General features: G+C 62.0%; 23 protein-coding genes. 10 read left to right on the forward strand and 13 right to left on the reverse strand.

The annotated features are described in order from the left end of the window. The first annotated feature begins 19 nt into the window (after nt 1-19). Together CGK93_RS01565 and CGK93_RS01570 are read left to right on the forward strand one after the other, a co-directional pair. Nucleotides 20-523 carry an SRPBCC family protein gene (locus tag CGK93_RS01565; RefSeq protein ID WP_089593305.1) on the forward strand — a complete coding sequence of 168 codons (504 nt, stop codon included), beginning with the start codon at nt 20-22 and terminating at the stop codon, nt 521-523. Continuing rightward, on the forward strand, nt 520-1,035 hold the full coding sequence (locus tag CGK93_RS01570) for a GNAT family N-acetyltransferase (RefSeq protein WP_089593306.1): 516 nt from the start codon (nt 520-522) through the stop codon (nt 1,033-1,035). Before CGK93_RS01565 ends, CGK93_RS01570 begins: the two co-directional genes overlap by 4 nt. Nucleotides 1,036-1,046: 11 nt before the next feature. Here CGK93_RS01570 and CGK93_RS01575 read toward each other — a convergent pair whose 3' ends face one another. Genes CGK93_RS01575 through CGK93_RS01585 form a run of 3 tightly spaced genes read right to left on the reverse strand, consistent with a single transcriptional unit; the run spans nt 1,047 to nt 3,026 of the window. Then, nucleotides 1,047-1,466 (reverse strand): VOC family protein, encoded by a 420-nt coding sequence (locus CGK93_RS01575; RefSeq protein WP_089593307.1) that lies wholly within the window; start codon nt 1,464-1,466, stop codon nt 1,047-1,049. Between the two features lie 9 nt (nt 1,467-1,475). Continuing rightward, nucleotides 1,476-2,099, reverse strand: a complete 624-nt coding sequence (locus tag CGK93_RS01580; protein WP_089593308.1) for an FMN-binding negative transcriptional regulator — start codon at nt 2,097-2,099, stop codon at nt 1,476-1,478. Between the two features lie 6 nt (nt 2,100-2,105). Continuing rightward, a complete protein-coding gene (locus CGK93_RS01585; protein ID WP_089593309.1) occupies nt 2,106-3,026 on the reverse strand; it encodes a DMT family transporter in 921 nt (306 codons plus the stop codon). On the opposite strand from CGK93_RS01585, the gene CGK93_RS01590 reads away from it, so the two are divergent. Continuing rightward, entirely contained in the window at nt 3,025-4,440 is a 1,416-nt protein-coding gene (locus CGK93_RS01590) for an aminotransferase-like domain-containing protein (RefSeq protein ID WP_089593310.1), read from the forward strand. The genes CGK93_RS01585 and CGK93_RS01590 overlap by 2 nt on opposite strands. 140 nt (nt 4,441-4,580) lie before the next feature. Here CGK93_RS01590 and CGK93_RS01595 read toward each other — a convergent pair whose 3' ends face one another. The 5 genes from CGK93_RS01595 to CGK93_RS01615 all read right to left on the reverse strand — a co-directional run bounded on the left by CGK93_RS01595 (nt 4,581) and on the right by CGK93_RS01615 (nt 15,096). After that, nucleotides 4,581-6,206: an MFS transporter gene (locus CGK93_RS01595; protein ID WP_089593311.1), complete on the reverse strand. Its 1,626-nt coding sequence runs from the start codon at nt 6,204-6,206 to the stop codon at nt 4,581-4,583. Nucleotides 6,207-6,919: 713 nt separating this feature from the next. Next, a complete protein-coding gene (locus tag CGK93_RS01600) occupies nt 6,920-10,147 on the reverse strand; it encodes a type I restriction endonuclease subunit R (protein ID WP_089593312.1) in 3,228 nt (1,075 codons plus the stop codon). 64 nt (nt 10,148-10,211) lie between these two features. Continuing rightward, entirely contained in the window at nt 10,212-11,288 is a 1,077-nt protein-coding gene (locus CGK93_RS01605) for a restriction endonuclease subunit S (RefSeq protein ID WP_198318320.1), read from the reverse strand. Between the two features lie 122 nt (nt 11,289-11,410). Beyond that, nucleotides 11,411-13,039 carry a class I SAM-dependent DNA methyltransferase gene (locus CGK93_RS01610; protein ID WP_089593314.1) on the reverse strand — a complete coding sequence of 543 codons (1,629 nt, stop codon included), beginning with the start codon at nt 13,037-13,039 and terminating at the stop codon, nt 11,411-11,413. Beyond that, a complete protein-coding gene (locus CGK93_RS01615) occupies nt 13,039-15,096 on the reverse strand; it encodes a helix-turn-helix transcriptional regulator (protein WP_089593315.1) in 2,058 nt (685 codons plus the stop codon). The genes CGK93_RS01610 and CGK93_RS01615 overlap by 1 nt, the downstream gene beginning before the upstream one ends. A gap of 285 nt (nt 15,097-15,381) precedes the next feature. On the opposite strand from CGK93_RS01615, the gene CGK93_RS01620 reads away from it, so the two are divergent. Continuing rightward, the gene (locus CGK93_RS01620) at nt 15,382-16,797 is read left to right on the forward strand and encodes a DUF2130 domain-containing protein (RefSeq protein WP_089593316.1); all 1,416 of its coding nucleotides are present in this window, start codon (nt 15,382-15,384) and stop codon (nt 16,795-16,797) included. A 55-nt stretch (nt 16,798-16,852) separates the two neighbouring features. Here the strand turns inward: CGK93_RS01620 and CGK93_RS01625 are convergent, their stop codons facing one another. Next, nucleotides 16,853-17,638 carry a putative protein N(5)-glutamine methyltransferase gene (locus CGK93_RS01625; RefSeq protein ID WP_198318321.1) on the reverse strand — a complete coding sequence of 262 codons (786 nt, stop codon included), beginning with the start codon at nt 17,636-17,638 and terminating at the stop codon, nt 16,853-16,855. Between the two features lie 293 nt (nt 17,639-17,931). On the opposite strand from CGK93_RS01625, the gene CGK93_RS01630 reads away from it, so the two are divergent. Then, nucleotides 17,932-18,165 carry a hypothetical protein gene (locus tag CGK93_RS01630; protein ID WP_089593317.1) on the forward strand — a complete coding sequence of 78 codons (234 nt, stop codon included), beginning with the start codon at nt 17,932-17,934 and terminating at the stop codon, nt 18,163-18,165. Between the two features lie 34 nt (nt 18,166-18,199). Next, nucleotides 18,200-18,460 (forward strand): hypothetical protein, encoded by a 261-nt coding sequence (locus tag CGK93_RS01635; protein WP_043469625.1) that lies wholly within the window; start codon nt 18,200-18,202, stop codon nt 18,458-18,460. A 91-nt stretch (nt 18,461-18,551) separates the two neighbouring features. Here CGK93_RS01635 and CGK93_RS01640 read toward each other — a convergent pair whose 3' ends face one another. Beyond that, nucleotides 18,552-21,110: an ATP-dependent DNA ligase gene (locus CGK93_RS01640; RefSeq protein WP_089593318.1), complete on the reverse strand. Its 2,559-nt coding sequence runs from the start codon at nt 21,108-21,110 to the stop codon at nt 18,552-18,554. A gap of 38 nt (nt 21,111-21,148) precedes the next feature. Here CGK93_RS01640 and ku point away from each other — a divergent pair, with 38 nt between their 5' ends. Then, nucleotides 21,149-22,015, forward strand: coding sequence for a non-homologous end joining protein Ku (gene ku, locus CGK93_RS01645; protein ID WP_089593319.1), 867 nt, complete (start codon nt 21,149-21,151; stop codon nt 22,013-22,015). 164 nt (nt 22,016-22,179) lie between these two features. On the opposite strand, the gene CGK93_RS01650 is transcribed toward ku, so the two are convergent. Both CGK93_RS01650 and CGK93_RS01655 read right to left on the reverse strand, forming a co-directional pair. Beyond that, nucleotides 22,180-22,893 (reverse strand): DUF6766 family protein, encoded by a 714-nt coding sequence (locus CGK93_RS01650; RefSeq protein ID WP_089593320.1) that lies wholly within the window; start codon nt 22,891-22,893, stop codon nt 22,180-22,182. Between the two features lie 5 nt (nt 22,894-22,898). Further along, nucleotides 22,899-23,423 (reverse strand): DUF6328 family protein, encoded by a 525-nt coding sequence (locus CGK93_RS01655; protein WP_089593321.1) that lies wholly within the window; start codon nt 23,421-23,423, stop codon nt 22,899-22,901. A 116-nt stretch (nt 23,424-23,539) separates the two neighbouring features. Here CGK93_RS01655 and CGK93_RS01660 point away from each other — a divergent pair, with 116 nt between their 5' ends. Further along, complete coding sequence (locus CGK93_RS01660) at nt 23,540-23,761, forward strand: hypothetical protein (protein WP_089593322.1); 222 nt, start codon at nt 23,540-23,542, stop codon at nt 23,759-23,761. A 67-nt stretch (nt 23,762-23,828) separates the two neighbouring features. Here the strand turns inward: CGK93_RS01660 and CGK93_RS23735 are convergent, their stop codons facing one another. Then, nucleotides 23,829-23,999 carry a hypothetical protein gene (locus tag CGK93_RS23735; protein ID WP_172323795.1) on the reverse strand — a complete coding sequence of 57 codons (171 nt, stop codon included), beginning with the start codon at nt 23,997-23,999 and terminating at the stop codon, nt 23,829-23,831. Between the two features lie 307 nt (nt 24,000-24,306). Here CGK93_RS23735 and CGK93_RS01665 point away from each other — a divergent pair, with 307 nt between their 5' ends. Then, a complete protein-coding gene (locus tag CGK93_RS01665; protein ID WP_024819119.1) occupies nt 24,307-24,786 on the forward strand; it encodes a Dps family protein in 480 nt (159 codons plus the stop codon). A gap of 42 nt (nt 24,787-24,828) precedes the next feature. After that, nucleotides 24,829-25,791 carry a DNA topoisomerase IB gene (locus CGK93_RS01670; RefSeq protein ID WP_089593323.1) on the forward strand — a complete coding sequence of 321 codons (963 nt, stop codon included), beginning with the start codon at nt 24,829-24,831 and terminating at the stop codon, nt 25,789-25,791. Nucleotides 25,792-25,887: the final 96 nt, after the last annotated feature.

The raw sequence follows: 25,887 nt of genomic DNA on the forward strand, positions 1-25,887 counted from the left end.
GGTCTGGGAAGATCGAAGTATGCCCGTTGCTTTCGTCTGCCGCACCCGCTCCACCATGTCGCCGCAGGAACTGTTTGATCTTTCCCGCAACATCGATGCCCATGTGGGGTCCATGACGCACAGCCGCGAGAAGGCAATCGCCGGCGTCACCACTGGACTGATCTCAGAAGGTGAGACTGTCACTTGGCAGGCGTGGCACCTGGGAGTCCGGTTCCGCATGACCAGCCGCATCACGCACATGGAGGCACCGGCGTCGTTCTCCGATGAACAGGTGAAGGGCCCGTTCAAGTACCTCCGCCACACACACGAGTTCCGGCCGGACGGCAGCGGGACGCTCATGGTGGACACTGTGGACTTCGCCGCACCGTTCGGCCCGTTGGGGCGTTTGATGGAGAAGCTGGTCCTGGCCCGCTACCTGCAGGACCTGATTGAGAAGCGCAACGAGTTCCTGGTGGACCAAACCCGTCCAGCCGCAACTCCACCAGCCCCGGACGCCACGGACGCCCCGGGCTCCCGGCAATGATCAGGCTCGCGCATGCGGACGATCTCCTGATTCTGCAGGACATCGAGCGTGCCGCGGGCCAGGCGTTCCGGGCGTTGGGAATGGATTCAGTCGCGGACGACGAGCCACTCTCCACCAATGAGCTGCAGGGTTACGCCGCAGCGGGCCGGGCCTGGGTTTCCGTCGACGGACTCGACTACCCGGTGGCGTACCTCTTGGCGGATGTCGTTGACGAGGCCGGGCATGTGGAACAGGTCAGCGTCCATCCGGACTACGCGCACCAAGGCCTGGGCCGTGAGCTCCTGCATGCCGCTCGCGTGTGGACCCGCGGCCATGGAATGCAACGGCAAACCCTGAGCACCTTCCGGGATGTGCCGTGGAACGCTCCGTACTACCGCCGCCTTGGCTTCGAGGTGCTCGACGCCGGCAGCTGGGGTCCGCAGTTGACCCGCCTGATGGAGCATGAGGCTGAGCTGGGCCTGACGCGCTGGCCGCGGGTCGCGATGTGGCGTACAGCTGTCCCTCCCAAGTAGCCCAAGCACAGCTAGCCCGCTACCAATTCCACCTCATAGCTGTCCGTGTTGAGCAGGTAGGCCGCATAGTGGTCGGGGCCGCCGGCGTGGGGGTACTTCGACTCGAACATCTCATACCAGCCAGCGTCGGCGCCGAGCGCCCTGATCCGGTCCACGTTTTCGCGAGTGCCTGCGTGGAAGGCTACGTGATTGACTCCCGGGTCAGTGCGGCGGTGGGTTGTAGCGGTGGCGGCGTCCGTCTGCTCCACCACCACGTAGGTGCCGCCAAGCTTCCAACTGCACCCAGTGGGCCACTCCTGGAAGGGCACGTAACCGAGCTCGCCCAGCAACCAGCCCCACTCTTCCCTTGCCCGTTCAAGGAATGGCACCCAGATCTCAAGATGATGGATGGACCCCATGGGTCCTGGGGAATCCGAAGCAACCTCGCGCATGCGCCGAGTCTACGAGGTCCGTGCGCGTTCCACATCGGCTGCGCTCGCCGAGTCGCCACGGGCACGGAGTCCCTCAATGACTCCGTCAACATCGGCCGGAGCACGGTTCTGGCTGAGTTTCGTCTTCGCCTCCACCCGGGTGATGACGAGTTCGACGCCGACAATCGCCTTCAGCTGCCCGGCAATGAACCGTTCGGGTGCTTCGTCAACGGCCCAGGGGCGGGGCATGCCGGCCTCGTGCTGGTTGGACAGGCGACGCACGTGGCGGCCCAGCCAGTCGGCGTCGTCGTGGATCACCAGCTTACCGTAGACGTGGGCCGTGGAGTAGTTCCAGGTGGGGACCACCCGTCCGTGCTCGGCCTTGGAGGCGTACCAGGACGGAGAAATATAGGCATCGTTGCCTTGCACGATCATGAGGGCTTCACCGGTAGCAGCCGAAGACCACTGGGTGTTGTTGCGGGCCATGTGCGCGTGCAGGGCGCCGCGCTCACCGATCGAGGGTTCGTAGACGAACGGCAGAAGGGTGGCGAGCAGCCCGTCCTCTGTCATGGTCACAAGGTTGGCCGCTCCGGCGTGCTGGAGCAATGACTCGACGGTGTCGGGGGAGGGGGCGAAGTGTGCTGGCGTGTACATGGGTTCCTACTTCCTTAGCCTGACGCGGACAGCGGCTCCGGCGCAAAGGATCACTGCGAGGCCACCCACAACGGTGGTCCACGTCAGCGGTTCGCCCAGGAGAAGGCCGGCCCACGCGATGGTCATCACGGGTTGGACGAGTTGGATCTGGCTGACCTGCGCCATGGGCCCGATGGCCAGGCCGCGGTACCAGGCGAAGAAGCCGAGGAACATGCTCACCACACCCAGGTAGGCGAAGGACAACCACTGGAGCGGTGTGGCTTGTGGCGTGCCGGAGCCCAGGGAAAGGAGGGTCAGCAGGATCATGGCGGGAGCAGCTACCACCAGGGCCCACGAGATGGTTTGCCAGGAGCCGAGTTCCCGGGCCAGCAGCCCGCCTTCCGCATAGCCAATGGCTGCCGCAACCACGGCTCCGAGCAGCAGGAGGTCTGCCCAATGCAGTGAGCCAAAGCCACCGGATTGAACCAGGGCAAACACCAAGGCAGCAACGACGCCCACGGCCGTGAGGATCCAGAAGAGCAGCCGTGGACGCTCCCGCCCGCGCAGTACCGCCACGGTGGCCGTGGCCGCGGGCAGCAGCGCGATGACGATTGCCCCGTGGCTCGCGGAGGTGCTGGTCAGGGCGAAGGTGGTCAGCAGCGGGAACCCCGCCACGATTCCTCCGGCTACCACCGCCAGGCGGATCCACTGTGTGCCTCGCGGAAACCGTTGGCGGGTGAGGGCCAGGGCGAGTGCGGCAAGAAGGGCGGCAACGACGGCCCGGCCCGCTCCGATGAACAGGGGTGACATGCCCTCCACAGCTACCCGCGTGAGCGGAACGGTGAAAGAGAAAGCGACGACGCCGAGGAGGCCCCACCAGATTCCGGTCGAGGTCCGGGTGGATACCACTGGCCGCGAAAGTGTAGTAGCGCTACTATTAGGACTCATGAACAACGATAGCAGTTCCCGGATTGTCTCGCGAGTAAAAGAGTGGATCGCAGGCGCAGCCCCGGGGGCCAAGCTGCCATCAACGCGCCAACTCGTGGCCGAGTACCAAGCCAGCCCGGTCACAGTGCAGAAAGCGTTGAGGACACTCACGGCGCAAGGGCTGATTGAAAGCCGTCCCGGCGTCGGAACCTTCGTGCGGGCCTACCGCACCGCACGGCCCTCCGACTATGGCTGGCAAACGGCTGCATTGCGGTCAGCCCAGGCTGCGCGGCCCCTGAACTCTGCTGCGATGCGGAGCGCTACCAATGACGTCATCGCGTTCCACTCCGGTTACCCTTCCCGCGAGCTGTTACCGGAGCGGCTCGTGAGAGCTGCACTGACAAGGGCCGCCAGGGGAGACGCTGCCCTGTCGCGGCCACCGGCGCAGGGCTTCCCTGAACTCCAGACCTGGTTCGCGCAGGAACTCAGTACCTCAACCCCGGTGGGCGTCACTCCGCCCCAGCCGAGCGACGTCGTGATTCTTCCGGGCAGCCAGAGCGGACTCAGCTCCATTTTCCGCGGACTGGTGGGACACGGACAGCCGCTGCTGGTGGAGTCGCCCAGCTATTGGGGTGCATTGCTGGCTGCCGGCCAGGCGGGCGTCAATGTCATCCCTGTCCCCAGCGGCCCGGAGGGCCCTAATCCGGAAGAACTGGACCGGGCGTTCGAGGAATCAGGCGCGCGCTTGTTCTACGGGCAGCCCAACTTCGCGAATCCCACGGGAGCGCAATGGTCGGCGGAACGGGGCGAGGAAGTCCTGCGGATCGTCCAGCGGCACGGAGCGTTCCTGGTGGAGGACGACTGGGCGCACGACTTCGGCATCACCGCACCGTCGGTCCCGCTCGCTGCCAAGGACGATTCCGGCCACGTGGTCTACATCCGGTCCCTGACCAAGAGCGTCTCCCCGTCCATCCGCGTCGCCGCGATCATCGCCCGGGGACCGGCGCGCGAACGCATCATGGGCGCGCAGGCCGCGGAATCCATGTACGTCAGTGGGGTGCTTCAGGCGGCAGCGCTCGACGTCGTCACCCAGCCCGGGTGGCAAACGCACCTTCGCGGACTCAGCCATCAGCTGCAGTCACGCCGCGACCTCCTGGTCACCAGCCTCCGCGAGCACGTCCCGCAGGCACACCTCAGCCACCTGCCCAAGGGCGGTTTGAATCTGTGGCTGCGGATGCCGGACGGGTTCGACGTCGAACGCCTCACCAAGGATTGTGAGGCAGCCGGGGTGCTCATTGCCGCCGGCACGGAGTGGTTCCCCGCAGAACCTGAGGGACCATACATCCGGCTCAACTATGCCGGCCCCAACCCGGGCGGCTTCCCTGAAGGTGCCCGGATCATCGGCGAGGCGGTCAAAGGCTTGCTGCAGGCCTGAGGCGGGCGCCGCCGTCGTGCGTTCTTAACAGCCGTAGCCACCAACCTCAAGGAGAGCGCCTTGGGGGTGGTGGCTACGGTGGGCGGCAAGCTGCCGCGAACTATCTGAATCGCTGCGCAGAAGTTGCAGGCAAAGAGTTCCTAAGCGGGGGTCAGGTCCTTGTTGCCTTTGCCGAACACGGCGTCATCGATTGGACGGCCGTCGAACGGCATCTCGTCCAGGTTGATGAGCGGGTTGGTGTCCTGGGTTGCTACAAGCTCGCGTGCTTCAGCCTGGGTGTCCACGCTGGGCATGGAGCCCGGCAGGGGACGCTGGGCGGATTCACGGAGGAAGTAGATGGCGATGGCACCCACGATGGATGTGGCCATCAGGTAGTACGCCGGCATCATGTCATCGCCGGTGCCCTCGATCAGGCCCTGGACGATGAACGGCGTGGTTCCGCCGAAGATCGCCACCGAGAAGTTGTACGCGATGCCCATTCCGCCATAGCGGCTGGACGTCGGGAACAGTGCCGGCAGGGCCGAGGCCAGGTTGGCGATGTAGAACGTCACAGGGAAAGCGATCAAGGCAAGGCCGGCCAGCGTGGACCAGATCTCGCCAATGCCGATCAGCATGAACGCAGGTACCGAGAAGACGATGGTGCTGCCTGCGCCTACCCACAGCACCGGACGGCGTCCGATGCGGTCAGAGAGCTTACCGGTCAGTGGAATACAAACAGCCATGATCACCAGGACCGGGATGGTCAGCAGGGTGCCGTGGACGGGGTCGTAGCCCTTGGAATCCGTGAGGTACGTGGGCATGTAGGAGGTCAGTGCGTAGCCAACAGTGTTGGCAGCTGCTGCCAGGATCATGGCCAGCACGATCTGGCGCCAGTAGGCCTTGACGATTCCGATGGGTCCCTTGGCGACTGCAGCATCCTGTGACGCTGCATCCTTGGCAGAGGCCTCCTGGGCGTCCAGGGTGGCCTGGAACTGGGGGGATTCCTCGATCTTGCTACGGAAGTACACCGCGATGAGGCCCAGCGGACCAGCGATCAGGAACGGAATCCTCCAGCCCCACTCCTCCATGGCGGCCTGTCCCAGCGTGAGCTGCAGGACAGAAACCAGGGCGGCGCCGAGGGCGAAGCCAATGTAGCTGCCCATATCAAGGAAGCTGGCAAAGTAGCCGCGGCGCTTGTCCGGGGCGTACTCGCTGACAAAGGTGGTGGCACCGGCGTACTCGCCACCGGTGGAGAAGCCCTGGATGAGCTTCAGGATGACCAGCAACGCGGCGGCCCAGATGCCGATCTGCGCATAGCCGGGAAGGAGGCCGACGGCGAACGTACTTGCCGCCATCAGCATCAGTGTTGCTGCGAGCACCTTCTGGCGGCCAACCTTGTCGCCCAGCCAACCGAACACCACGCCACCGAGGGGGCGTGCGATGAAGGTTGCGGCGAAGGTGCCCAGAAGGAAGAGTGTTTGGACGGACTTGTCTGCTTCCGGCAGGAAGACAGGGCCCATGGTGGTGATGAGGTAGCCGAACACGCCGACGTCGTACCATTCCATGGTGTTGCCGACGATCGTGCCGCCGAGTGCTTTGCGCAGCATCGGCTTGTTCACCACGTTGACGTCGGACTCTTTGAGCCGGCGCTTCGGGCGAAGCTTCGTTTTCTTCGTTGCGTTCTTTACTGCATCTGTGGCGGCCGGGGTTGGGCCTGCCAATACCTGGTTCCCGGTGGCGTTCCTTGCGCCATCCGGAGAGACGGTGTTGCTTTGGTCTGTGGGCATTTGGGCTTCTCCTAGGGAGGTCATTTGCTTGCGACTTCTGCTGCCCCGCTCTGGGCAGGCCTTCAATTTTACGGGGTTTCGGCGGAAAACCCGAGTTGAGATCGGATTTTTGGGCAGTTTGAGGGTGCAATTTGCCTAGGTGTGTTCCATCTCATTACCCGCTCTTGCCCCGTAATCATGCGGATCCCGGCCTGTTTTTGCCCTCCTGAGCACCTTGTTACCAAATTGTTTAGCTGAGCCCACTTAACGGGGTCCAAAAGGGGTCAGAAACTGATGATTTGCGAGTCGATGGCACATTGACGGTGGCCACCGACATTGCGCCGATGGCCACCGCTCCCGGTTAGGGGATGTTGTGCCAGAACAGGCGGACGACATCAACGACTAGTCGGATGATGTTGACCGCCAGGTTCCAGGCGCCCCATGGTTCTTCACGTTTCCGCTTGGACTCCATGCCGGCACCTCCTCCCGGAGGAACAGGGCACGGCCTGCACGTGTCTGTAGGCACAACGACGTTGCGCCCTACGTGCGCAGGGCCATAGACTCAAAGTGTTCGGATTTGAGGCTATGACCCTCTCGACCGCACCAATGAGCGCACCGCGCTGAACAAGGACCCGATTGCACTCGGGTCCTTTGTTCGTTAACGGCACAGCAGGCTTTTGCCTGATGATCCCAGCGTATCGGCCAGAAGGCGCCTAAACGGACAGCCCGACCTGTTAGAGTCGTGCCTCCGCAAATCGGGGCGCCATAGACTCCATCTGCTCCATTACCAATTTGATGGCTTCCGGCTGCTTGTCCGGCGGGTACCCGAAGCGGACCAAGAGCCTCTTGATGGAGGAGCGCAGTTTGGCCCTGACGTCGTCGCGCACCGTCCAGTCGGTCCGAACGTCCCGGCGCATCACTGACAAGAGCTCGCGGGCGATATCGGCGAGCACGCCTTCGCCCTGTATCTCCACGGCAGACTCGTTGGAGGCCACAGCGTCATAGAAAGCCAGCTCGTCCGAGTTCAGAGGGGGCGTGAAATGAGCGCCTCGGTTGCCCTCGGCCGCGACTTCGCGTGCCAGCTCCACCAACTCCGCGATGATCTCCGCCGAGGTCAGCTGCTGATTGGTGTACTTCCGCATCAGCTCAGTAATGCGTTCGGAAAAAGCTCGCTGGCGAATCACGTTGTTTCGTGTCGCGACGGCAGACTCATCAGCAATGAGCTTCCGCAGCGCTTCTATTGCTAGCTGCGGGTTGCGGGCATTTTGGGTCTTGGCGATGAATTCCGGTGTCAGGTCGCCCAGCGACGGCTTCGGCATGCCGGCTGCCTCGTAGATGTCCAGTACCTCGCCGGAAGAGGTTGCGGACGCCACTAGGTTGCCCAGCAGTCGATGGATCTCCTCGGGCACCGGCTCGCCGCTGGCCTGTCGGTCTGCGGCGTCGAACTTGGCCATGTAGACCCGGGTCTCCTCGTAGACCTGGATTTCGGGCCGAAGTTCAGCCAAGGTATCCGAGCCGGAACACAGCGCCCACGCCCGTGACAACTGGCCGGAGTACCGACGGTACTTTGAGGCCAGAGTTTCTTCGCCCTCGGCCGGCTTGTTACCCGGTGTCTCCGGGCTTCGCAGATAGTTAGCCGCACCCGTCGCAGCGCTGACAAAAGCCCGCGGGCCGCCCTTCTTCAACACGGATTTCCAGTCGTATCCGGAGACCATCCCACGCAGTTCTTCGACCAGCAGAACCGTCTGCCCAACCGCTTCATCCAGGTTCTTGCCGACTGGCTTGTTCGCCTGATCATCTTTCGTGTACTCGCCCAACGCCTGGGTTAGATTCTCAGCCAGCGGAGCGTAGGCCACAAGCAGGCCGTCTTGTTTGCCGCGGAAGGTGCGGTTTACACGGGCCAGGGTCTGCATCAACAGCGCACCCTTCAGGGGCCGGTCCAGGTACAGCGTGTGCAGGGGCGGTGAGTCGTAGCCGGTGAGCATCATGTCCTTGACGATGACGAGCTCCAGTTCGTCGTCAATGTCCTTAAGCCGCTCTTTTACCGTCGCATTCGCCGAATCGCGGCGTACGTGATCGGACACCGGGGGAACATCGGTGGCGTTACCGGAGTACACCACCTTGATCTTTCCCTTGGCAAGGTCATCCGAATGCCAGTCAGGCCTCAGCGCCACGATGGCGGCGTAGAGGTTCGCGCAAATCTCACGTGTGCTGCCCACGATCATCGCCTTGCCTGGCGCTTCAATGAACTTGCGCATGCGTTCGCGACGGTTCTCCCAATGCGCCACCAAGTCTTCCGCCAACGCAGCGATACGCTGCGGCGCACCGTACACGGCGTTCACGACGGCGACGCTCGCCTCGAGACGCGCTCGTTCAGTATCGTCCAGGCCCAGGGTGGCCTCATCGGCTGCCTGGTCAAGGACTTCTTCTGTCACGTCGGACGCGAGTCCCACCTTGATGAGCCGCGGCTCAAAGTACACCGGCACCGTGGCGCCGTCCTCCACCGCCCGGGTGAGGTCGTACACGTCGATGTAATCGCCGAAGACTTCCTGCGTGTTCCGGTCATCAAAGGAGATGGGCGTTCCGGTAAAGGCGATCAACGTGGCATGGGGGAGTGCGTCGCGCAGGTGCCGAGCGTATCCGTCCAAGTCGTCGTAGTGCGAGCGGTGCGCCTCATCAACCACCACAATGATGTTGCGTCGGTTGGACAGCAGCGGGTGCTCGGCGCCGGCGTCTTTTTCGGCTTTGCTGCGCCCGAACTTTTGCAGGGTAGTGAAGTAGATACCACCGGTCGAACGGTTACTCAGTTCCTCCCGCAGTTCGGAGCGCTTCCGGATCTGCTGTGGCGACTCGGCCAGCAGCAGGCTCCTATCAAAGCCCTCGTACAACTGGCCATCGAGCTCGTTCCGGTCCGTGATCACCACGACCGTCGGGTTTTTCAGCTTCGGATGCCGTGCCACTAGGTTGGCGTAGAGCTCCATCTCCATTGACTTGCCAGAGCCCTGTGTGTGCCAGACGACGCCTGCTTTGCCGTTGCTTTCCACCGCTTGAACGGTGCTGCCGACGGCCTTGGTGACCGCGAAGTACTGGTGCGGCTTCGCGATGCGCTTCAATAGCACTTCCGGGCCGCCGTCGAAGGCAGTGAAATTGCGGACTAACTGCAGAAAACGTTCCTGGTTGTAGAGGCCATACAGGGCAGTCTCCAGCGCCGTGACAGCGACGCCGGACTCCATGTAGCCCGGTGCGACCGGCCGACCATCATCGTCCACATTCCATGGCGAGAAGTGGTTGAGGGGAGTGAACGGCGTGCCATACTTTGCTTGGATTCCGTCTGATGCGAGCGTGAACACGCAGAAGCGAAACGCCATGGGAAACTCCCGAAGATACGTCTGTAGCTGCGCATGCGCCGCGGCGACGTCAGCCGTGGCGCTGCCTGCCTTCTTCAGTTCAATAATACTTACCGGCATACCGTTGCAGTAGAGCACGACGTCGAAGCGGCGCCTGTAGTCCCCTTGCACCAGCGTGACTTGGTTGACGGCGAGCCAGTCGTTCTGATCGGGGTCCTGGCTCAGCAGGTGGATGGTTGGGTTGGCTTCGTTACCGTCCGAGTCGATGTAGCTGAGCCGATAGCCGTTCACGAGGTAGTTGTGGATACGGTGGTTTTCGGCAATGGCGTCGTTCGATGTGGGAGCGGCAATCTCGGCCAAAGCCTGTTGCAGATACTCGGCAGGCACCTTCGGGTTGAACTTCTGAAGCGCGCCAAGCAGCCGGGGACGGATCAGCAGTTCATCCCACGACTCCCGCTCGTCAGATCCGGGCGCAATGGCCTGCCCTGGCAAGGGCTGCCAGCCGAGCGGCTCGGCCAAAAGCTCAAGGGCCATGCCCTCCCAGTCGGCTTCGGAAAAAGCTACTGCCGGTGTTGCTGCCTTCACGGTGATTCCCCCTGTTGGACCGGTGGTCATTCTGAAATGTTGTGCAAATCCTGCATCGAGGTCAGAGTCGCTGGCCGGGCTGGCTCGTCCGACCTCACACTCCCGCGTCCTCCAGCACCTTCTCCGCGTCCTTGACCCGCAACTTGCCGGACATGAGTTGGGGGAGAAGAGCGTCGCGGGTGGCAGCTATGGTGGCGTTCTCAACACGGGTGGCTGCAACTCTGGATCCGAGCAATGAGATCTGGCGCTTGACTGCTGTGGGGACCGAACTGAGGTCGGTAACGGGCGTTGCCAATACATCACCTGGCTTGACTCGTTGATGGCTGCTGGATGTACCGGAAACTCGTGATTCTAGCGAAGCGCTGAATAAGGGCTGCGAAAGCATGGCCCAGATAACTGCCGTGGATTCTTCCTTCGGTTCCAGGACCAAGAACTCAGTGGAGGCGAGTGCAGGAATACTTGGCAAGGTGGCCACGTCCCAGATTCTAGGGAAACGCGGGTTCAACTTGGATATGAGTACGGAAGGCTCCGCGATGACGAACTTGTTGCTCTTGATGTTCGCGGGCTTAGACACTTCCGGGCACCGGTCGGTATCGAATGCTGGCAAGCTGAAGTGGGCAACATTTTCGACAGATATACTCTCAGGATTGGCAGATCTTCGTCGATGCACGGCTATCTCAGAGAGCGGGAGACGTACGGGGTAGGGCGTTAGCAGAGATACCATCAGTTGCGAGGCGGTGACAGACAGTTTGGTGTTGGCGGCGATCTTGTCGTCGAGGACGCCCAGAACCTCAGCAATGGCCCGCTGTTCTGCAGGTTCAGGCACTTGCAACGGCACTGCCGCAAGAATCGACGTGTTGAGGTTGGGCATGGTTGCACCTACGGCATGGCGAACAATCCATGCGCGAGCTTCCTCAGTGCCAAGAAGATACGACACAAATGCAGGACTATGTTCAGACTGTTCTCCCAGCCTCACCCGAAGGCATCCAGTGCCGCAGAGCCATCCTTCATTGTTTTCTCGAACAAGAGCGCGCTTTTCGACGTCCCCACGTCGGGAATAGACAATGTCGCCATTTCGCATTCGATACTTGGCGAGTCGCAAAGCATCTGATTCTTGAATTCGGGCGATGCCCTCCGCATGAATAACGTTGTCACCAATGTTCTGCGGCATAACGCTCGGTATCCCGTCCAAGACGTAGTCCGACGCGTGAAGTTGGCTCCCGAAGGGACCTGTTTGGATCCCTCCCCCTCCTTCGGCGCAGAGTGCACCTAACGTTATTTCTCGCCACTCGCTCAAAGCACTCGCCCCAACTGCTCGCGCACCACAGCGGTCAGCCGCTCGGACTCTTCGAACTGTTCAAACAGCTCCTTTGAAAGCCGTGCGATCTTCTCCTCGATCGGCTCGCCGTCGTCCTCGACGTCCGCAGCCCCTACGTACCGCCCGGGGGTCAGGGCGTAGTCCGCTGCCTTGACCTCCGCGAGGCTGGCCGAGTAGCAGAAGCCCGCCTCGTCGTCGTACGTCAGTCCGGTCTCAACCGCCGAATCTGTGCCTCGCCACGCGTGGTAAGTGTTGGCGATCTTCGCGATGTCCTCATCGGAAAGCGCACGCTCGGCGCGGTCCACCATGTAGCCGAGGTTCCGTGCATCGATGAACAGCACTTGCCCGGTCCGGTCGACGGAGCCGCGCGGGCCGGCGGTCTTGTCCTTCGCGAAGAACCACGTGCAGACCGGGATGCCGGTGCTGCGGAAGAGCTGGGTGGGCAGCGCCACCATGCAGGAGACGAGGTCGGCTTCCACCAGCTGGGCGCGGATCTCGCCCTCACCCCCGGAGTTGGAGGACATGGAGCCGTTGGCCATGACCACGCCAGCGCTGCCGCCTGGGGCGAGCTTCGAGATGATGTGCTGAATCCAAGCGTAGTTGGCATTGCCAGCCGGGGGGACGCCGTACTTCCAGCGTGGGTCCGACTCGGAGCGGGACCAGTCCTTGATGTTGAAGGGCGGGTTGGCCATGATGAAGTCGGCGCCATTGTTGCCGGTCAGCTCGGGGTGCTGGTCGCGGGCGAACGTATCGCCCCAGCGAGAGGCGAGGTTGGCGTTAAGGCCGTGGATGGCGAGGTTCATCTTCGCCATTCGCCAGGTGCGCTCGTTGAGCTCCTGGCCGTAGACGGAGATGTCGGAGCCTTCCATGTTGTGGGCCTCGAGGAACTTTTCGGCTTGCACGAACATGCCGCCGGATCCGCAGCAGGGGTCGTACACGCGGCCGCGGTGTGGTTCGAGGACCTCGACCAGGACTCGGACCACGCCGGCGGGGGTGTAGAACTCACCGCCTCGTTTGCCCTCGGCCTTGGCGAACTTTTCGAGGAAGTATTCGTAGACCTCGCCCAGCAGGTCTCGGGCCTTGCTGGCCCCCTGACCGGTGAAGCGCGCCGAATTGAAAAGATCCAGCAGCTCGCCAAGACGGCGCTGGTCCACGTTGTCCCTGTTGTAGATGCGGGGGAGCGTGGCAGCCAGGGACTTGTTGTCCATCATGATCATGTCCATGGCCTCGTCGATGAGCTGCCCCACCAACTTCGGGTGCTCGCCCATGGCTGCAGGCAGGCCCTTGGCGTTCTCTGCCAAATAGGTCCACCGCGCCCGAGGTGCCACCCAGAAGACGCCGCGGCCCGTGTACTCGTCGACGTCGTCGATCAGCTGAGCGATCTGGTCCTCGTTGAGACCGTCCGCCTCCAGTTCGGCTTGGATCTGCTCACGACGTTCGTCGAAAGCGTCGGAGACGTACTTCAGGAACACCAGGCCCAGGATCACGTCCTTGTACTGTGAGGCATCCATGGAGCCGCGCAGCTTGTCCGCGGCTTTCCAGAGGGTGTCCTTGAGTTCCTTCATGGTGGACGGGGCGAGGTCCACCTTCAATTTCGGGGGCATTACTGGGTTCCTTTTGTCTGGGGTTCGGCGAGATTATTGCTGAGGTGGTCTATCAGGGTGAGGCTTCCGCTCGCCACGCCGTCCGTTATCAGCGTAGCGACTTCGTGGAGTTGCCCGAGCCGTTCTCGGGCTTGTTGCTGCTCGTGCTGCAGCCGGGCAAGAGTATCGCCCAGTTTCATCCGCTGGGCCTCGGGTACGCGACGCAGGCGCCACCGGCGCCAAGCCTTGTCCGTTGGGGAAATGCTGTTGATGTCAGAGGCAACGACGAACGGCGACAGCCCGCCCGGGTCAGCGGCGTCGACGCGTAGTACCTTCGCCGGGAATATGACAACGGAACCACCGTGAGTGTCCACCGTGGCAGCGGGCCGGGGGCTAGTGCAGAAGACGACGTCGCCCGGCTGCGTGAGCAGGCTCGCAGGATATTTGGCTGCCAGGTCCAGTAGGGCGATGTGCCGGTGCGGCGCGTTGTGAGGGTCAAGCAGCTCCGCCGGGCCCAAGGCTCGGGTTCCCTTCTGCTGGTTCAGGTCCGCCTCCGCCACCCGATTTCCCTTGATGTGCTTGAGGGCGCCGGAGGAGATGAGTTCTTGGACTGTAGCTGCCTGGGAGTTCACGTTCGTACCGGTGGGCAAGATGTGTAAGGCAGGCGAGTCGCTGGACTGCAGCAGACGCGCCAGTTCCTCCACCCGGAGTGCTGCCTCGGCACCATTCGGCTTGCCAGCCGAACGATGGGGCGGCGCTGGCACCAAGGACTTCCTGCTGACCAGCAGGTGCCGGGTCTGCACCAGCCGGGCGAACCGGAAGGAATGGGCGCGCACCGTTGCGCCGTTTCCCATGGAGGCAACGATGTCACTGATCAGGTCCTGCTTCACGTCTTCTGTGAGGTCTTGGGTACTGAGGTCCGCCACCATGGTCCAGCGTTCGGCAATAGGAACCTCCGGGAACGACGGTCCAAGCACCCAAAGCGCCTGAGCTTCGCGGGGTTTGGCGCGCAGCAGGCCTTGGGGTAGCCGCACGATGGCGCGGACCCGGCCGATTCGGAGCAACTCCGCACGGAGCCCTCTGGAGCTGCCGTCCGTCAGCGGATCGCAGAGAACCCGAGCCGGGCCGATGATGACAGCCCTCTGTTGGTCATCCATCTGTAAGAGAAGCTGTTCCACTGCCGCAAGGATCTGCGCTCCGTCCATGCCGGATTCGCCTGGGGACGGGTACTGAGCCACGTGAACTACAGGTCCTCGGACGGCGAACTCCCCGCTCGGATCGAGATGGATCTGCCCGCGGTCCACGCCGTGCACCCGCAGTCGGCGACGCACTAGGCGACCTGAACCGCCGTCGTCGTCCGCTGTCATGAACGTGACCGGCGCTGCTTCCCCGGCGGCATGGGCGACGCCCAGCAGGAGATCGCTACCGCCTCGCGTGGAATCAGCAAAGACGGAGTTTCCGCCAAGAGTCGCGGCCAGTTCAACGACGGCAGCTGCCACCAACCCCACGGCAGACTCGGTGAGGGCTGTGGCGGAGTACTCCTTCAGCCCATCGCGGAACCTCGCGGCAAGCAAATGCTCGAAGGCCCCTGCCACGTTGTAGGCACTGTCCACCAGTCGGTCGGTGAACGCCGCGTAGGAGACAAGCGACGTTCCCGCGGCTTCCATTTCGGAGTACAGGAATGTGTCATCTGGATCGCACTCGTCTGCAGCGTCCAGCAATTCTTCCCTACTCAGCTGTGTCAACGAGTTACCAGTAATTGCCTTGAGCGTCAGCAGTGCCGTGAGAGTTTCGAAGGTGTTTCCGCGGGTTCCATCGGCAGTCGTGTCGGGCATGCGGGTGAAGGCAGCGACGTCGTTGGCTGCCTCTCGGTTGTTGCCCCGTCCAGTATCCGCCAGCCAAGCAGCGATGTGGCCGGAGTCGAAGAGTTCCAACCTGCCGTTGAGCGCTACAGGCTTCGGAAATGGGTGGGCGGATCCGGCACTGCGTTTTCGCCACATGGACACAACGGGGCGCTGGACCTGCGCGAGGGCGGCAACGTCCGAGAGGGTCATGAGCATTGCTTCTGTTTGGTTCATGTCCGCCTCCTTTCGTCATTGACCTCACCTTATCGCCGTGGAGCACCCTAAAAAACGGCAACCTCGATAAGGGGGGTTATCAGTATATTTGCTTTTTCATATAAGTCCTTGCCGTAGCTTCGTTCTCAAGCAACGAGGGAAGGTCTCCGGAGTTGCGATTGCTGCGGGAGCCATGCATTGGGGGACCGGTTTCCGCGTATTTCGACAATCCCTCTCCTTCCGAAAGATCGGAGGGTCCACCAGTGCGGCCGTACGAGGCCGACATAGCTGATAGAGGTTCCAGACATGCATGACATCAAGTGCCCGCACTGCGGACAGACATTTACTATCGACGAAGCCGGCTACGCCGACATCGCCAAGCAGGTTCGCGATGCTGAGTTCGAACAGCAGCTCAACGAACGGCTTGAACTGGCAGGGCAAGACAAGGCCACTGCTCTCGAGCTCGCGGAGGCGAAGTCCGCCAGCGAACGCCAGAAGATCGCGGCGGCCAAGGATGCTGAGATCCAGGAGCTGAAGTCAAAGCTCGATGCCGGTGAGGTTGCACAGAAGCTCGCCGTATCCGAGGCACTTGGTGCCGTCGAAAAGGAGCGCGATGGGCTGATGAAGGAGCTCGAACACGCGAAGCAGGAGAAACAGGCATCAGCTGAACTGGCCGAGGCGAAGCTCGCTAGCGAACTTCAGAAGACTGCATCGGAGAAAGACTCCGCGATCCAGGACCTCAGGGCGAAGCTCGAAGCCATCGAAACCGCGCAGAAGCTTGAGATCTCCGAAGCAGTCAACACAATCGAAAAGGAGCGAGACAAACTCAAGAGCAGCCTTGAACGGGCCGATCTCGAGAAGCAGCTCGGTGAGAAGGCTCTGAAAGACAAGTACGAAACCCAGATCAAGGACCGTGAAGAACAGATCGAGCGGCTGCGGGACCTGAAAGCCAAGCTGTCGACCAAGATGGTCGGAGAAACTCTTGAACAGCACTGTGAGACCGAGTTCAACCGCATCCGTGCCACAGCTTTCCCCCTTGCCTATTTCGAGAAGGACAACGATGCGCGGGCCGGGAGCAAGGGTGATTACATCTTCCGCGACTCCGATAGTGCCGGTACTGAGATTGTGTCAATCATGTTTGAGATGAAGAACGAGAACGACGGAACCGCGACCAAGCATAAGAACGAAGACTTCCTGAAAGAGCTGGATAAGGATCGCACGGAGAAGGGGTGCGAGTACGCAGTGCTGGTCTCTCTGCTCGAGCCTGATAGCGAGCTCTACAACACCGGGATCGTCGACGTTTCTCACCGCTATCCGAAAATGTATGTCATCCGCCCGCAGTTCTTCATCCAGCTCATCGCGCTGCTGCGGAATGCCGCGATGAATTCGCTCGAATACAAGACCGAACTTGCGATGGTCAAGGCGCAGAACTTGGACATCACAAATTTCGAACAGCAGATCAGCGATTTCAAGGACGCGTTCGGTCGGAACTGGAGGCTCGCCTCCGACGGTTTCGTGGAGGCGATCAAGCGCATCGACGAAGCGATCAAGGACCTGGAAAAGACGAAAGTGGCGCTGCAGAAGTCTGCCGACAACCTGAGGCGTGCGAACGCCAAAGCCGACGATCTCACCATTAGGAAGCTCACGCGAGGCAACTCGACAATGACCACCAAATTTGCCGAGTTGGAGGCAGCGAAGACGGCCGGGTGGGACGTCAACTGAAACAGTGAAGGCCGGCACCTGAAAAGGTGCCGGCCTTCGCTTTCTCCTTCGGTACTCACTCCCTGATTCGTGATCCGGCTACCACCGTTGCGTCCAATTCCTCGTCCGAGGCCACCTCCGCGATGAACCCCGCCTCGCCTAGAATCCCTGCCGTCGCCAGCGCCTGCTGCCCCGATGTTTCGATGACCAGGAACCCACCCGGCGCCAGCCACTGAGCCGCGCCCAGCGCTACCCGGCGCTGAACCGCCAAACCGTCCGCGCCGCCGTCGAGCGCTGCTCTCGGCTCGTGGAGACGCGCCTCCGGCGGCATCATGCCGATGGAGTCAGTGGGAACATACGGCGCGTTCGCGAGCAGTACGTCAACGCGCCCCAGGAGTTCACGGGGGAGTGCGGCGTAGAGATCGCCGTGGTGGACCATTCCGCCACGGGGCCCAACGTTGCGGCGTGCACAGCGGACCGCAAGGGGGTCTATGTCCGCCGCATGCAGTTCGCAGCTCCCCAGAAGGTCGCTCACCGCCGCACCTATCGCCCCGGAACCACAGCAGAGGTCGACGACGACGGCACCTGGCTTGGCGATCAGGGTCGCCTGGCGCACCAGGAACTCAGTTCGGCGCCGCGGAACGAACACGCCGGGTCGCACAGACATGCGCGTCCCGCAAAACTCTGTCCAGCCCACAATGTGTTCAAGAGGCTGTCCACTGACCCTCTGTTCCACCATGCGGTTGAGCTCGTCCGGGTGGTTGGCGGCGTTCAGGAGGAGGCGGGCCTCGTCATCGGCGAAAACGCAGCCCGCTGCACGAAGTGTGGTGGCGATGGATGCTCTCCGGGTCACGTTTGCCATGCTAGCCGAGGAAGACTGGTGGGTCGGAAGGTGAATTGCACGTCGGATAGGAAGTAGCTGCAGGTGAGGGGTTCACAAATCTGCCGCGACTTGGTTAGGGTATGAAGCATGGGAACACTGATTTTTGAGTAGACCGGCCTCTGCCCGTAACGGCACAGCCGGGTTTCACCTGACAAAAATCCACGCCTGTTGAGGCCCTGCCTCCATGCCGTTCCCGTTCTCGACGCCTTTTCCCGAACCGCAACGACATGGGATACGTGTCTCTTCAGGACTCAGACCTAAGGAGTCCACGAATGACTGCCAACCCTTCCGAAAACAACACCCCCGAGACCCCGACAGCGGAGAGCTCAGCCAAAACTCCAGCGTCCGGCGGCATCAAGTCCAAGCTGACCGACGCCCAGAAAGCCATGCTGGCCAGCAAATCCGGGGGCGGTGCACCGGCCGGCTGGCAGAGCACCGGCAAGGGGCACAAGCCCACCTCCGCCAGCGGCAAGCAGGCTAAGACCGAGAAGAAGGTCCGCTGGTAAAACCTGCGGACAGGCACACTGGAAAGGAAGAACCATGACTGCGAATCACGATTCCGAACGCATCAATCCTGAGGTTGCGAGCCACTTGGTGGAGTCCATGGACATGGCCCCGATGCCCGAGCCGACCACCATCGCCGTTGCATTGGGCGCTGACCAGAGCAAGCAGTGGCCTGACGGTAACGGTAAACGCCGCCACCCGAAGGAGCGAGATCAAGCCCACGGCCGCATGGGCCAGGGGGCAGCTGTGACGGCGATCCACAGGACCAGCCGCCCGCAGATGCCGCACTCCTCCTAGCGTTACCCGAACCGCACCACCCCTGCGTAGCCAGCCCAACTGAGTAACAGCACACGTCCTACTGAACCTTCAATAGAGCGTTATCTGCGACTCAGTTGGGCTGGCTTACGTCCTCAGGGGACTTGTCGGGGCGCCAGCCACGCCACACGGGATGCCGCAGCCGGCCGGGCCCCGTCCATTCCCCGAAGGTCACCTCCGCCACAAGCTCAGGGCTGACCCACGTGGCACCTGCCGCGTCCTCACGGGGGATGTCCGCGAAGGGGGATTCGGTCACCGCGCGGGGCTCCAGAACCTCCATGATGTCCCGCAGTTGCCAGTCCTTGAATCCGCTGCCAACCCTGCCCACATAGTGCAGCTTGTCGCCGTCCGGGATGCCCAACAAGAGGGAACCGAACGTCCCGCTTCGAGCCCCGGCACCGGGACGCCAGCCACCCACCACCACTTCCTGGCTTTGCTCCAGCTTGAGCTTGAGCCAGGACCTGCTGCGGCGGCCGATCACATAACGGCCGTCGGCTTTCTTCGCCATCACGCCCTCCAAGCCCAGCTCGGCGGCGCTGGCCATGAGATCCTCTACGTCATGGTCCAGAACCGCCGAAAGATGCAGCGGGCAGCCTTGGGGCAAGCGCTCCGCAAACCCCGAGAGTTTTTCGCGACGCTCTCGGAAAGACAGGCCGCTCAGGTCCGTGCCGTCGTCGTACAGAAGGTCGAACAGCATGAGCTGCACCGGGACCGCTGCCCGTGCCCGCTGGATGTCCGCAGCTTTGACCAGGTTCATCCGGAGTTGCAGCCGGCCGAAATCAGGCCGTGATCCTTTGCCGAGCGCCACGATCTCGCCATCAGCAACGAAGTCGCCGTCGGGCCAGCATGCGCGGTCCGTCAGTTCTGGGTATGTGGCCGTGAGGTCATTTCCGTTGCGGCTCATGAGGCGGATCCTGCCCTCGGTTCCCGTGATGATCGCCCGGATTCCGTCCCACTTCAATTCATACAGCCAATCGTCGCCGTGGAGGTCAGCGGTGGTGCCTGAGGTTGCGAGCATGGGGGTGTAATTCGGCGGGGGCTGCGGAGCCGTCGGCTGGGACTGGGGTGTCACGGCTTTGGCTGTGGATGCTCCACCCCGCCGCCTTCCAGGTTGCTCCTTCATCAGGTGGATCAGCCAGTTCTGACCCGTATTGATCAGCGCGAACCGTTTGGTCCCACCAAGTCCGCCGCCCGGCTCGCCTGTGAGGGTCGCAATGACTTCCTTGCCGTCGCGCCATTTCTCGCACGTGTAATCGCCGCGGTCCCAGATGCTGACGGTCCCCGCGCCGTACTCGCCCTTGGGGATGACGCCCGCGAAGTTGGCATAGTCCATGGGATGGTCCTCGGTGTGCACGGCCAGGTTGTTGCGGTTTGGAGTTTCAGGAACGCCACGGGGGAGTGCCCACGACACCAGGACGCCGTCGCGTTCCAACCGGAAATCCAGATGGTAGCGGCGGGCATGGTGCTCCTGGATGACAAAGATGCCGCCCGGCGGCGGCGGGTCGCCCGGTTCCGGTTGATCCGAGGACGAGCCCCCGGTCAGCGGGAAGGCAGAAACGGCCGACGACGACGGAAACGGCTCCGGGGTCTTGCCCGGATCGCGCATCCCGACATACTTGGCGAGACGGTTCTCCACCGTCACCACCCGCTCGCGGGAGGTACCCGGGCTGCTGCCCGTGCCCGAACTGCCTGCGGGAGCACCGTCGTCGTCCTTCTCATCCTCACCGTGGGGCGGAAGGTGCCGCTCGGAAATCGGTGCGAAGTGGTCCTTGCCCGTCTTGACACGCTTCATCACGGCCAGGAAATCCAAGTGCTCCAAGGAGGCGGAGGTCAGCTCACGCCACGTGCGCGGCGCCGCCACGGTGGGGCGCGCCTTGCCGCGGAGTGAGTAGGGGACGATGGTGGTTTTGTTCCCACTGTTCTGGCTCCAGTCCACCAGCACCTTGCCGTGGCGGAGGGACTTTTTCATGTCGCTGACCACCAGCTCGGGGTGGTCGGACTCCAGGGCGCGGGCAAGCTCTTTGGCGAAGGCGGACACTTGCTCGGACTTAAGGGTCCCATCCAGGCCCGTGTAGAGGTGGATGCCCTTGCTGCCGCTGGTGACGGGGACAGGGTCCATGCCCATGTCCTGCAGGATGGAGCGGGCCAGCTTGGCCACCTCAACGCACTCGGGCAGTCCCGCTCCGGGCCCGGGGTCCAGGTCCAAAACAAAGCGGTCGGGGCGGAGCGGCTTCCCTGAAGGATCCACTTGCCACTGCGGAACGTGGATTTCCAACGAGGCGATCTGGGCCATCCACGTCAACGTGGCCAGGTTGTTGACCATGGGGTAAACGTTGGCGTGGTCCGAATGCTGAATGGCGGCCCGGGGTATCCACCGGGGGGCGGAGTCCTCAAGGTTCTTCTGGAAGAACACCTCCCCGGGATTCTCAGCTGTGCCCACTCCGTTGACCCACCGCTTGCGCGTCACCGGCCTGTTGGCCGCCGCGGGAATGAGGAAAGGAGCGACGGCGGCGTAGTACTCCAGCACTTCGGCCTTGGTGGTGCCGGTCTCCGGGTAGATGATTTTCCCCAGGTTGGTGAGGGTGAGCTCGTGGCCTTCCACGTTCACGCGCTCCTGTTGCTTGCCTGCCACCTCTTCTCCTCTGCTGTGTTGTGCTGTTGACTGGGTGCATGAGGGCCATATGGAAGGGATCCATCGCGTTCGGTCTGGTCAACGTACCAGTGAAGCTCTACAGTGCCACGGAGGATCACGATATTAGCCTGCACCAAGTCCACAACAAGGACGGCGGGCGTATCCGGTACCAGCGGAAATGCGAAATTTGCAGCGAAGTGGTGGCGTATGAGGATATCGACAAGGCCTACGAAGAAGAAGGCCGAACCGTTGTCCTGACGTCCGCGGAATTGAAGTCGTTGCCGGAGGAAAACAGTCGCGAAATCGAGGTGGTGGAGTTCATCCCCGCCGAGCAGCTGGACCCCATCATGTATGAACGCAGCTATTTCCTGGAGCCGGATTCCAAATCGCCCAAGGCTTACATGTTGCTGAGGCAGACGTTGGAGGACACCGACAGGATCGCCATTGTCCAGTACGCGCTGCGGCAGAAGACCCGTTTGGGTGCGCTGCGGGTGCGTGGTGATGTACTGCTGCTGCAGGCTTTGCTGTGGGGCGATGAAGTCCGTGAAGCCAAATTCCCCTCCCTTGAGAGTGACATCAAGATTTCGGACAAGGAGCTGGAGATGTCCTCCGCCCTGGTGGAATCCATGGCTCATGACTTTGATCCCGATGAGTACACCGATGACTACCAGGTCCAGTTGAAGACGTTGATCGAGGCCAAGCTGGATAAGGGCGAGGCCCTGGACACTGAGGCCACGTTCGGCGTTGTTGAGGGCGAAGGCGAAGGCGGCGACGTCATCGACCTCATGGAAGCGCTTAAGCGCAGCCTGGACAAGAAACGCGGCAAGGAGAAAGCGGACGACGCCGGCGCTGCCGCCGGCAAAACTGCCGGCAAGCCAAAGGCGCGGGCCAAGAAAAAGGCCTGAACCGGCGTCGTTATCTGCTTTCTCTTGCCTTTAGTGATTCCGCAGCATGGAAATAAGCTCGGATTTCTTCCTGTCCGAATAGCCCGCGCCACGTTCCTTGGTGCGGGCTTTCAATCGCTGGAATTCGTCTTTCCCGGCATGGTTGGTTCCTTTCTCCTCATCGGCTAGGTGCCAGTCTCGTAGTGCGGCTCTGCCACGGGCTTTGATTCCGGCGAACCCCTTTCGCGAAGGTACACAGAAGCGCCCACCAAAACCGCCACGGCCAGGAACTCGCTTTGCCAGTTCTGGAAGGACTCAAACCAGAACTGGCTGGAACCGATGTACTCCCAAGTGGAGATCTCCGGAAGGCCATGGCTGAGCTGTTCGTCGTTGTAAGCGGCCGCACCACCTACGGCATGCAGGGTGAAGGAGAGCAGGAAAAGCAGGCCCAGCAAGCCAGACAACGAGTGCTCGTAAACCTTCAGAACCCAGCCGCCGCGTCTCACCGGCCACGGGGTCTTGGCGGACATTTTGGCATCGCGGGGATCTTCGTCCTGGGGTGCGTCCTTATCCACGGGTTTGGATTCCGAGGAGCCACGCTGGAACAGGAAAACCGTCAGGACCACGTACATGGCCATCTGGAGGAACTCCGACTCCCAGTTCTCAAAGATCGCTTCCCAGAAGCTGCCTGACGTCAGAAAATCCGAAATTCCGGTTGCCGGCCCACCGTGTGCTTGCTGTTCCTCGCTGTGATTGGCTGCTCCTGAGAGGATCATTCCTCCGAGGAAGACGACGAACAGGCCTGCATTGACCAGCAGCAAGCCGTGGTCCGTGACCCAGTGACGTGGGGGCTTGGTGTCCTTGCCGGAACCCTGGTTGTGCTTGGCGGGTCGCAGCATCCCACTCACTCTTCCTTTGCAGTCCCGTTGTTGCCGCTGCCGTTTCGGACGGCCCGGCGGTGCAGCCAGAGCGGCGTTCCCACCACCAGGAGCAGCAGTACCAGAATGATGAATCCCCCTGCGACAAACCCGGCGGTCCGTCCGGCGGTGAAGTCAAAGACCAGAGTGGCGGAGCCAACAATCAACAAGGCCACGCCGGCCAGCGCCCACTTGGTCACAACGTCGGCGCTGGAGACCAAGGTGGCCTTGAGGCCCCTTCGGAACAACCGGCGGTGAACACTGACGGGGAGCACGATGAGGACGGTGGTCAGTGCTGCCACCATCACGTTGAACAGGTAGAGACTCCGCTGCCAGTCGTCCAGGAGTTCGAATCGTTCCTGAAAGGGGAGCGTGAGCAGGAAACCGCCAAGGATTTGTACCCCTGTTTGGAGAACCCGTAACTCCTGGATCAATTCCATCCAGTTGCGGTCCATCCGTTCCTCGGTGGACTCGTTCCTGCCAATCCTGGGAGCCGGCTCCGGCTCAACCATCTATGCACCTCCGTGGTGGTTTCTGTGGACGCCGACCAAGCACCGGACTACGGTCGGAACTGTCAGCATTCCTCGATCTCGCTATCGGGGCCTCATCGGATTTTCAAGGAGGAAAAATGAGCCAGGACGATCACCGGGTAGACCCGGACAACGAACCCGGGGGTTACGGAACGCCTACCCCCGAACAGGAAATGCCTGGTCAGGGAGATGAACGCGAGACCCCGGAACGGCCTGCTCAGGGGGTGCCTGAAGCTCCCGACGACGAGTTCCCGACGCCAAAGGACCCTGATGCGGCCCCGCCGCCCGCTGCCACCGGAGATGGCCCGGGCCGAGAGTAGTCCAGGGCGGGGTTGTGGAGAGCAGGAACGCCGGAGGCAGTGCCCCGGCGCTCCACCCTGTCCAGGTCTATACCGTGTGTCCCCTGCGACCCGACATAAAGCTCAGCAGCCAGCCAATGGCTGCGACGACGAGGAGGATGACGCCTACCCACAGCAGCCAGCTCAGTGCTTCGGTGAAGCCGCCTACCAAGAGAAGAACAATTGCTACTACACCAGCAATGATCAGAAGTGTATTCATGGTCAGCACATTCCTTTCTGGGGGAATCTTTGACTAATGTCGCCGGTTCCCGGCTATGCATTCCGATTACTTCGATTGAGTTATGCCGGTACCTCGAGGCGTTCCGCCGCCTCAAAGTGCCTTTACCGTTATTGCCTGCCGGCGGTCCTCCGGAGTGGTTCGCCAGTCGTGAACACTAACAGTTCCCATTGTACTACTAAGCTTCCTTATGAAAGGCTTATTGAAGTCGTCACCTGATGATTGGGCAGTTGCCGCAGAAACTTTGCGGCACGTTTTAGGCTCACATGAACGTCTATGAGAGGAACACATGAAAGCGTCACAGCAGCTTGCAGACAACCTTCAGATCGTCCTGACAGACCTTATTGAGCTTCAGCTTCAAGGCAAGCAGGCGCACTGGAACATTGTGGGGCCGAACTTCCGCGACCTTCACCTCCAGCTGGACGAGCTGGTAGTGGCCACGCGCGAATTCGCTGACGACACCGCCGAACGCATGAGGGCCCTCCACGCCCTGCCCGATGGCCGCAGCGCGACCATCGCCAAGGGCACGCGCCTGGAGGAGTTCCCGGCCGGCCTGGTCAACACCAAGAATGCGGTCAAGCTGGTCACCGACCGCGTGGAGCGTGCTGTCCAGACAATGCGCGATGTCCATGACGAAGTGGATGAGGAAGATCCCACGACGGCGGACCTGCTGCACGCATTCATCTCCCGCCTTGAGCAGCTGGTGTGGATGATCAATGCGGAAATCATGAATGCCGGCGCTGCCGTGACGGATCCGGACGAGGCCTAGAACTCACCGGGCCGGGCTGATCACGAAGAGGGCGGAAGAACCGTGCCAAGGCTTAAGCGCACTGACCTGTCCAAGCCCGGCATCGTCCGCCGTAAGGTAGGAAAAGGGTTCAGCTACCGGCACCCCGACGGGAGCCTGGTCAGCAAAGAGGATCGCCAGCGCATCAATGCGCTGGCGATCCCGCCTGCATGGACCGATGTGTGGATCAGTCCTTTCGAGAATGGGCACATCCTTGCCACGGGCGTCGATGATGCAGGGCGCAGCCAGTACATTTACCACCCCACGTGGCGGGAGCGGAAGGACACCGAGAAGTTCATTCGGGCCGCCAAACTGGGGCTGGTCCTGCCGGCGATCCGGCGCAACGTCACCGTCCACCTGCAGAACACCGAAGATCCGCGGCAACAGACCCTCGCCGCGGCCGTACGACTCATGGACCTCGGCGCCCTTCGGGTTGGCTCCGAGGTCTACATGAAGCAAAACGGCTCCTATGGGCTCACCACGCTTCGATGCCGTCATGCCCGGGTGGAAGGGCATGATGTCTTCCTGAAGTTCCCGGGCAAAAGCGGACAACTGTGGGACAAGTCCATCCGCGACCCCGCCCTGGCCGCCTTTTTGGAACCGCTGGCCGAGCGCCCTGGCAAGGAACGCCTGCTGGCTTACCTCTCGGAGGGAACGTGGGTCTCCGTGGACGCGTCCATGATCAATGAGTATCTCCGGGGTATCTCAGGGGAGGCTTACACCTCCAAGGATTTCCGGACCTGGAAAGGTACTGCGGCTGCGGCTCTTTGCCTGATCAAATCCGGTTACCAGGGAACTCCCCGGCAAGCGATTGTGAGGGCCATCAAGGAGGCCTCGGAACTCCTGGGCAACACCCCGTCCGTGGCCCGATCCTCCTATGTTGACCCCCGCATCATTGAGGCTTACCTCTCCGGAGGACTGAAGGATGTGAAGCCCACGGAAGCATCGATCGCGGCCTCCCTGAATGGCGAAACGCCGAGGATGTAACCAGGGCGATCGCCATGGCCTGACGTCGACCCCTCGAGTCAATTTTATGAGTACACTCGTACTAATAAAGCTCGGATGGAAAAACGTTGAGGAGCG

The organism is Arthrobacter sp. YN, from assembly GCF_002224285.1.
Classification (GTDB): Bacteria; Actinomycetota; Actinomycetes; order Actinomycetales; family Micrococcaceae; genus Arthrobacter.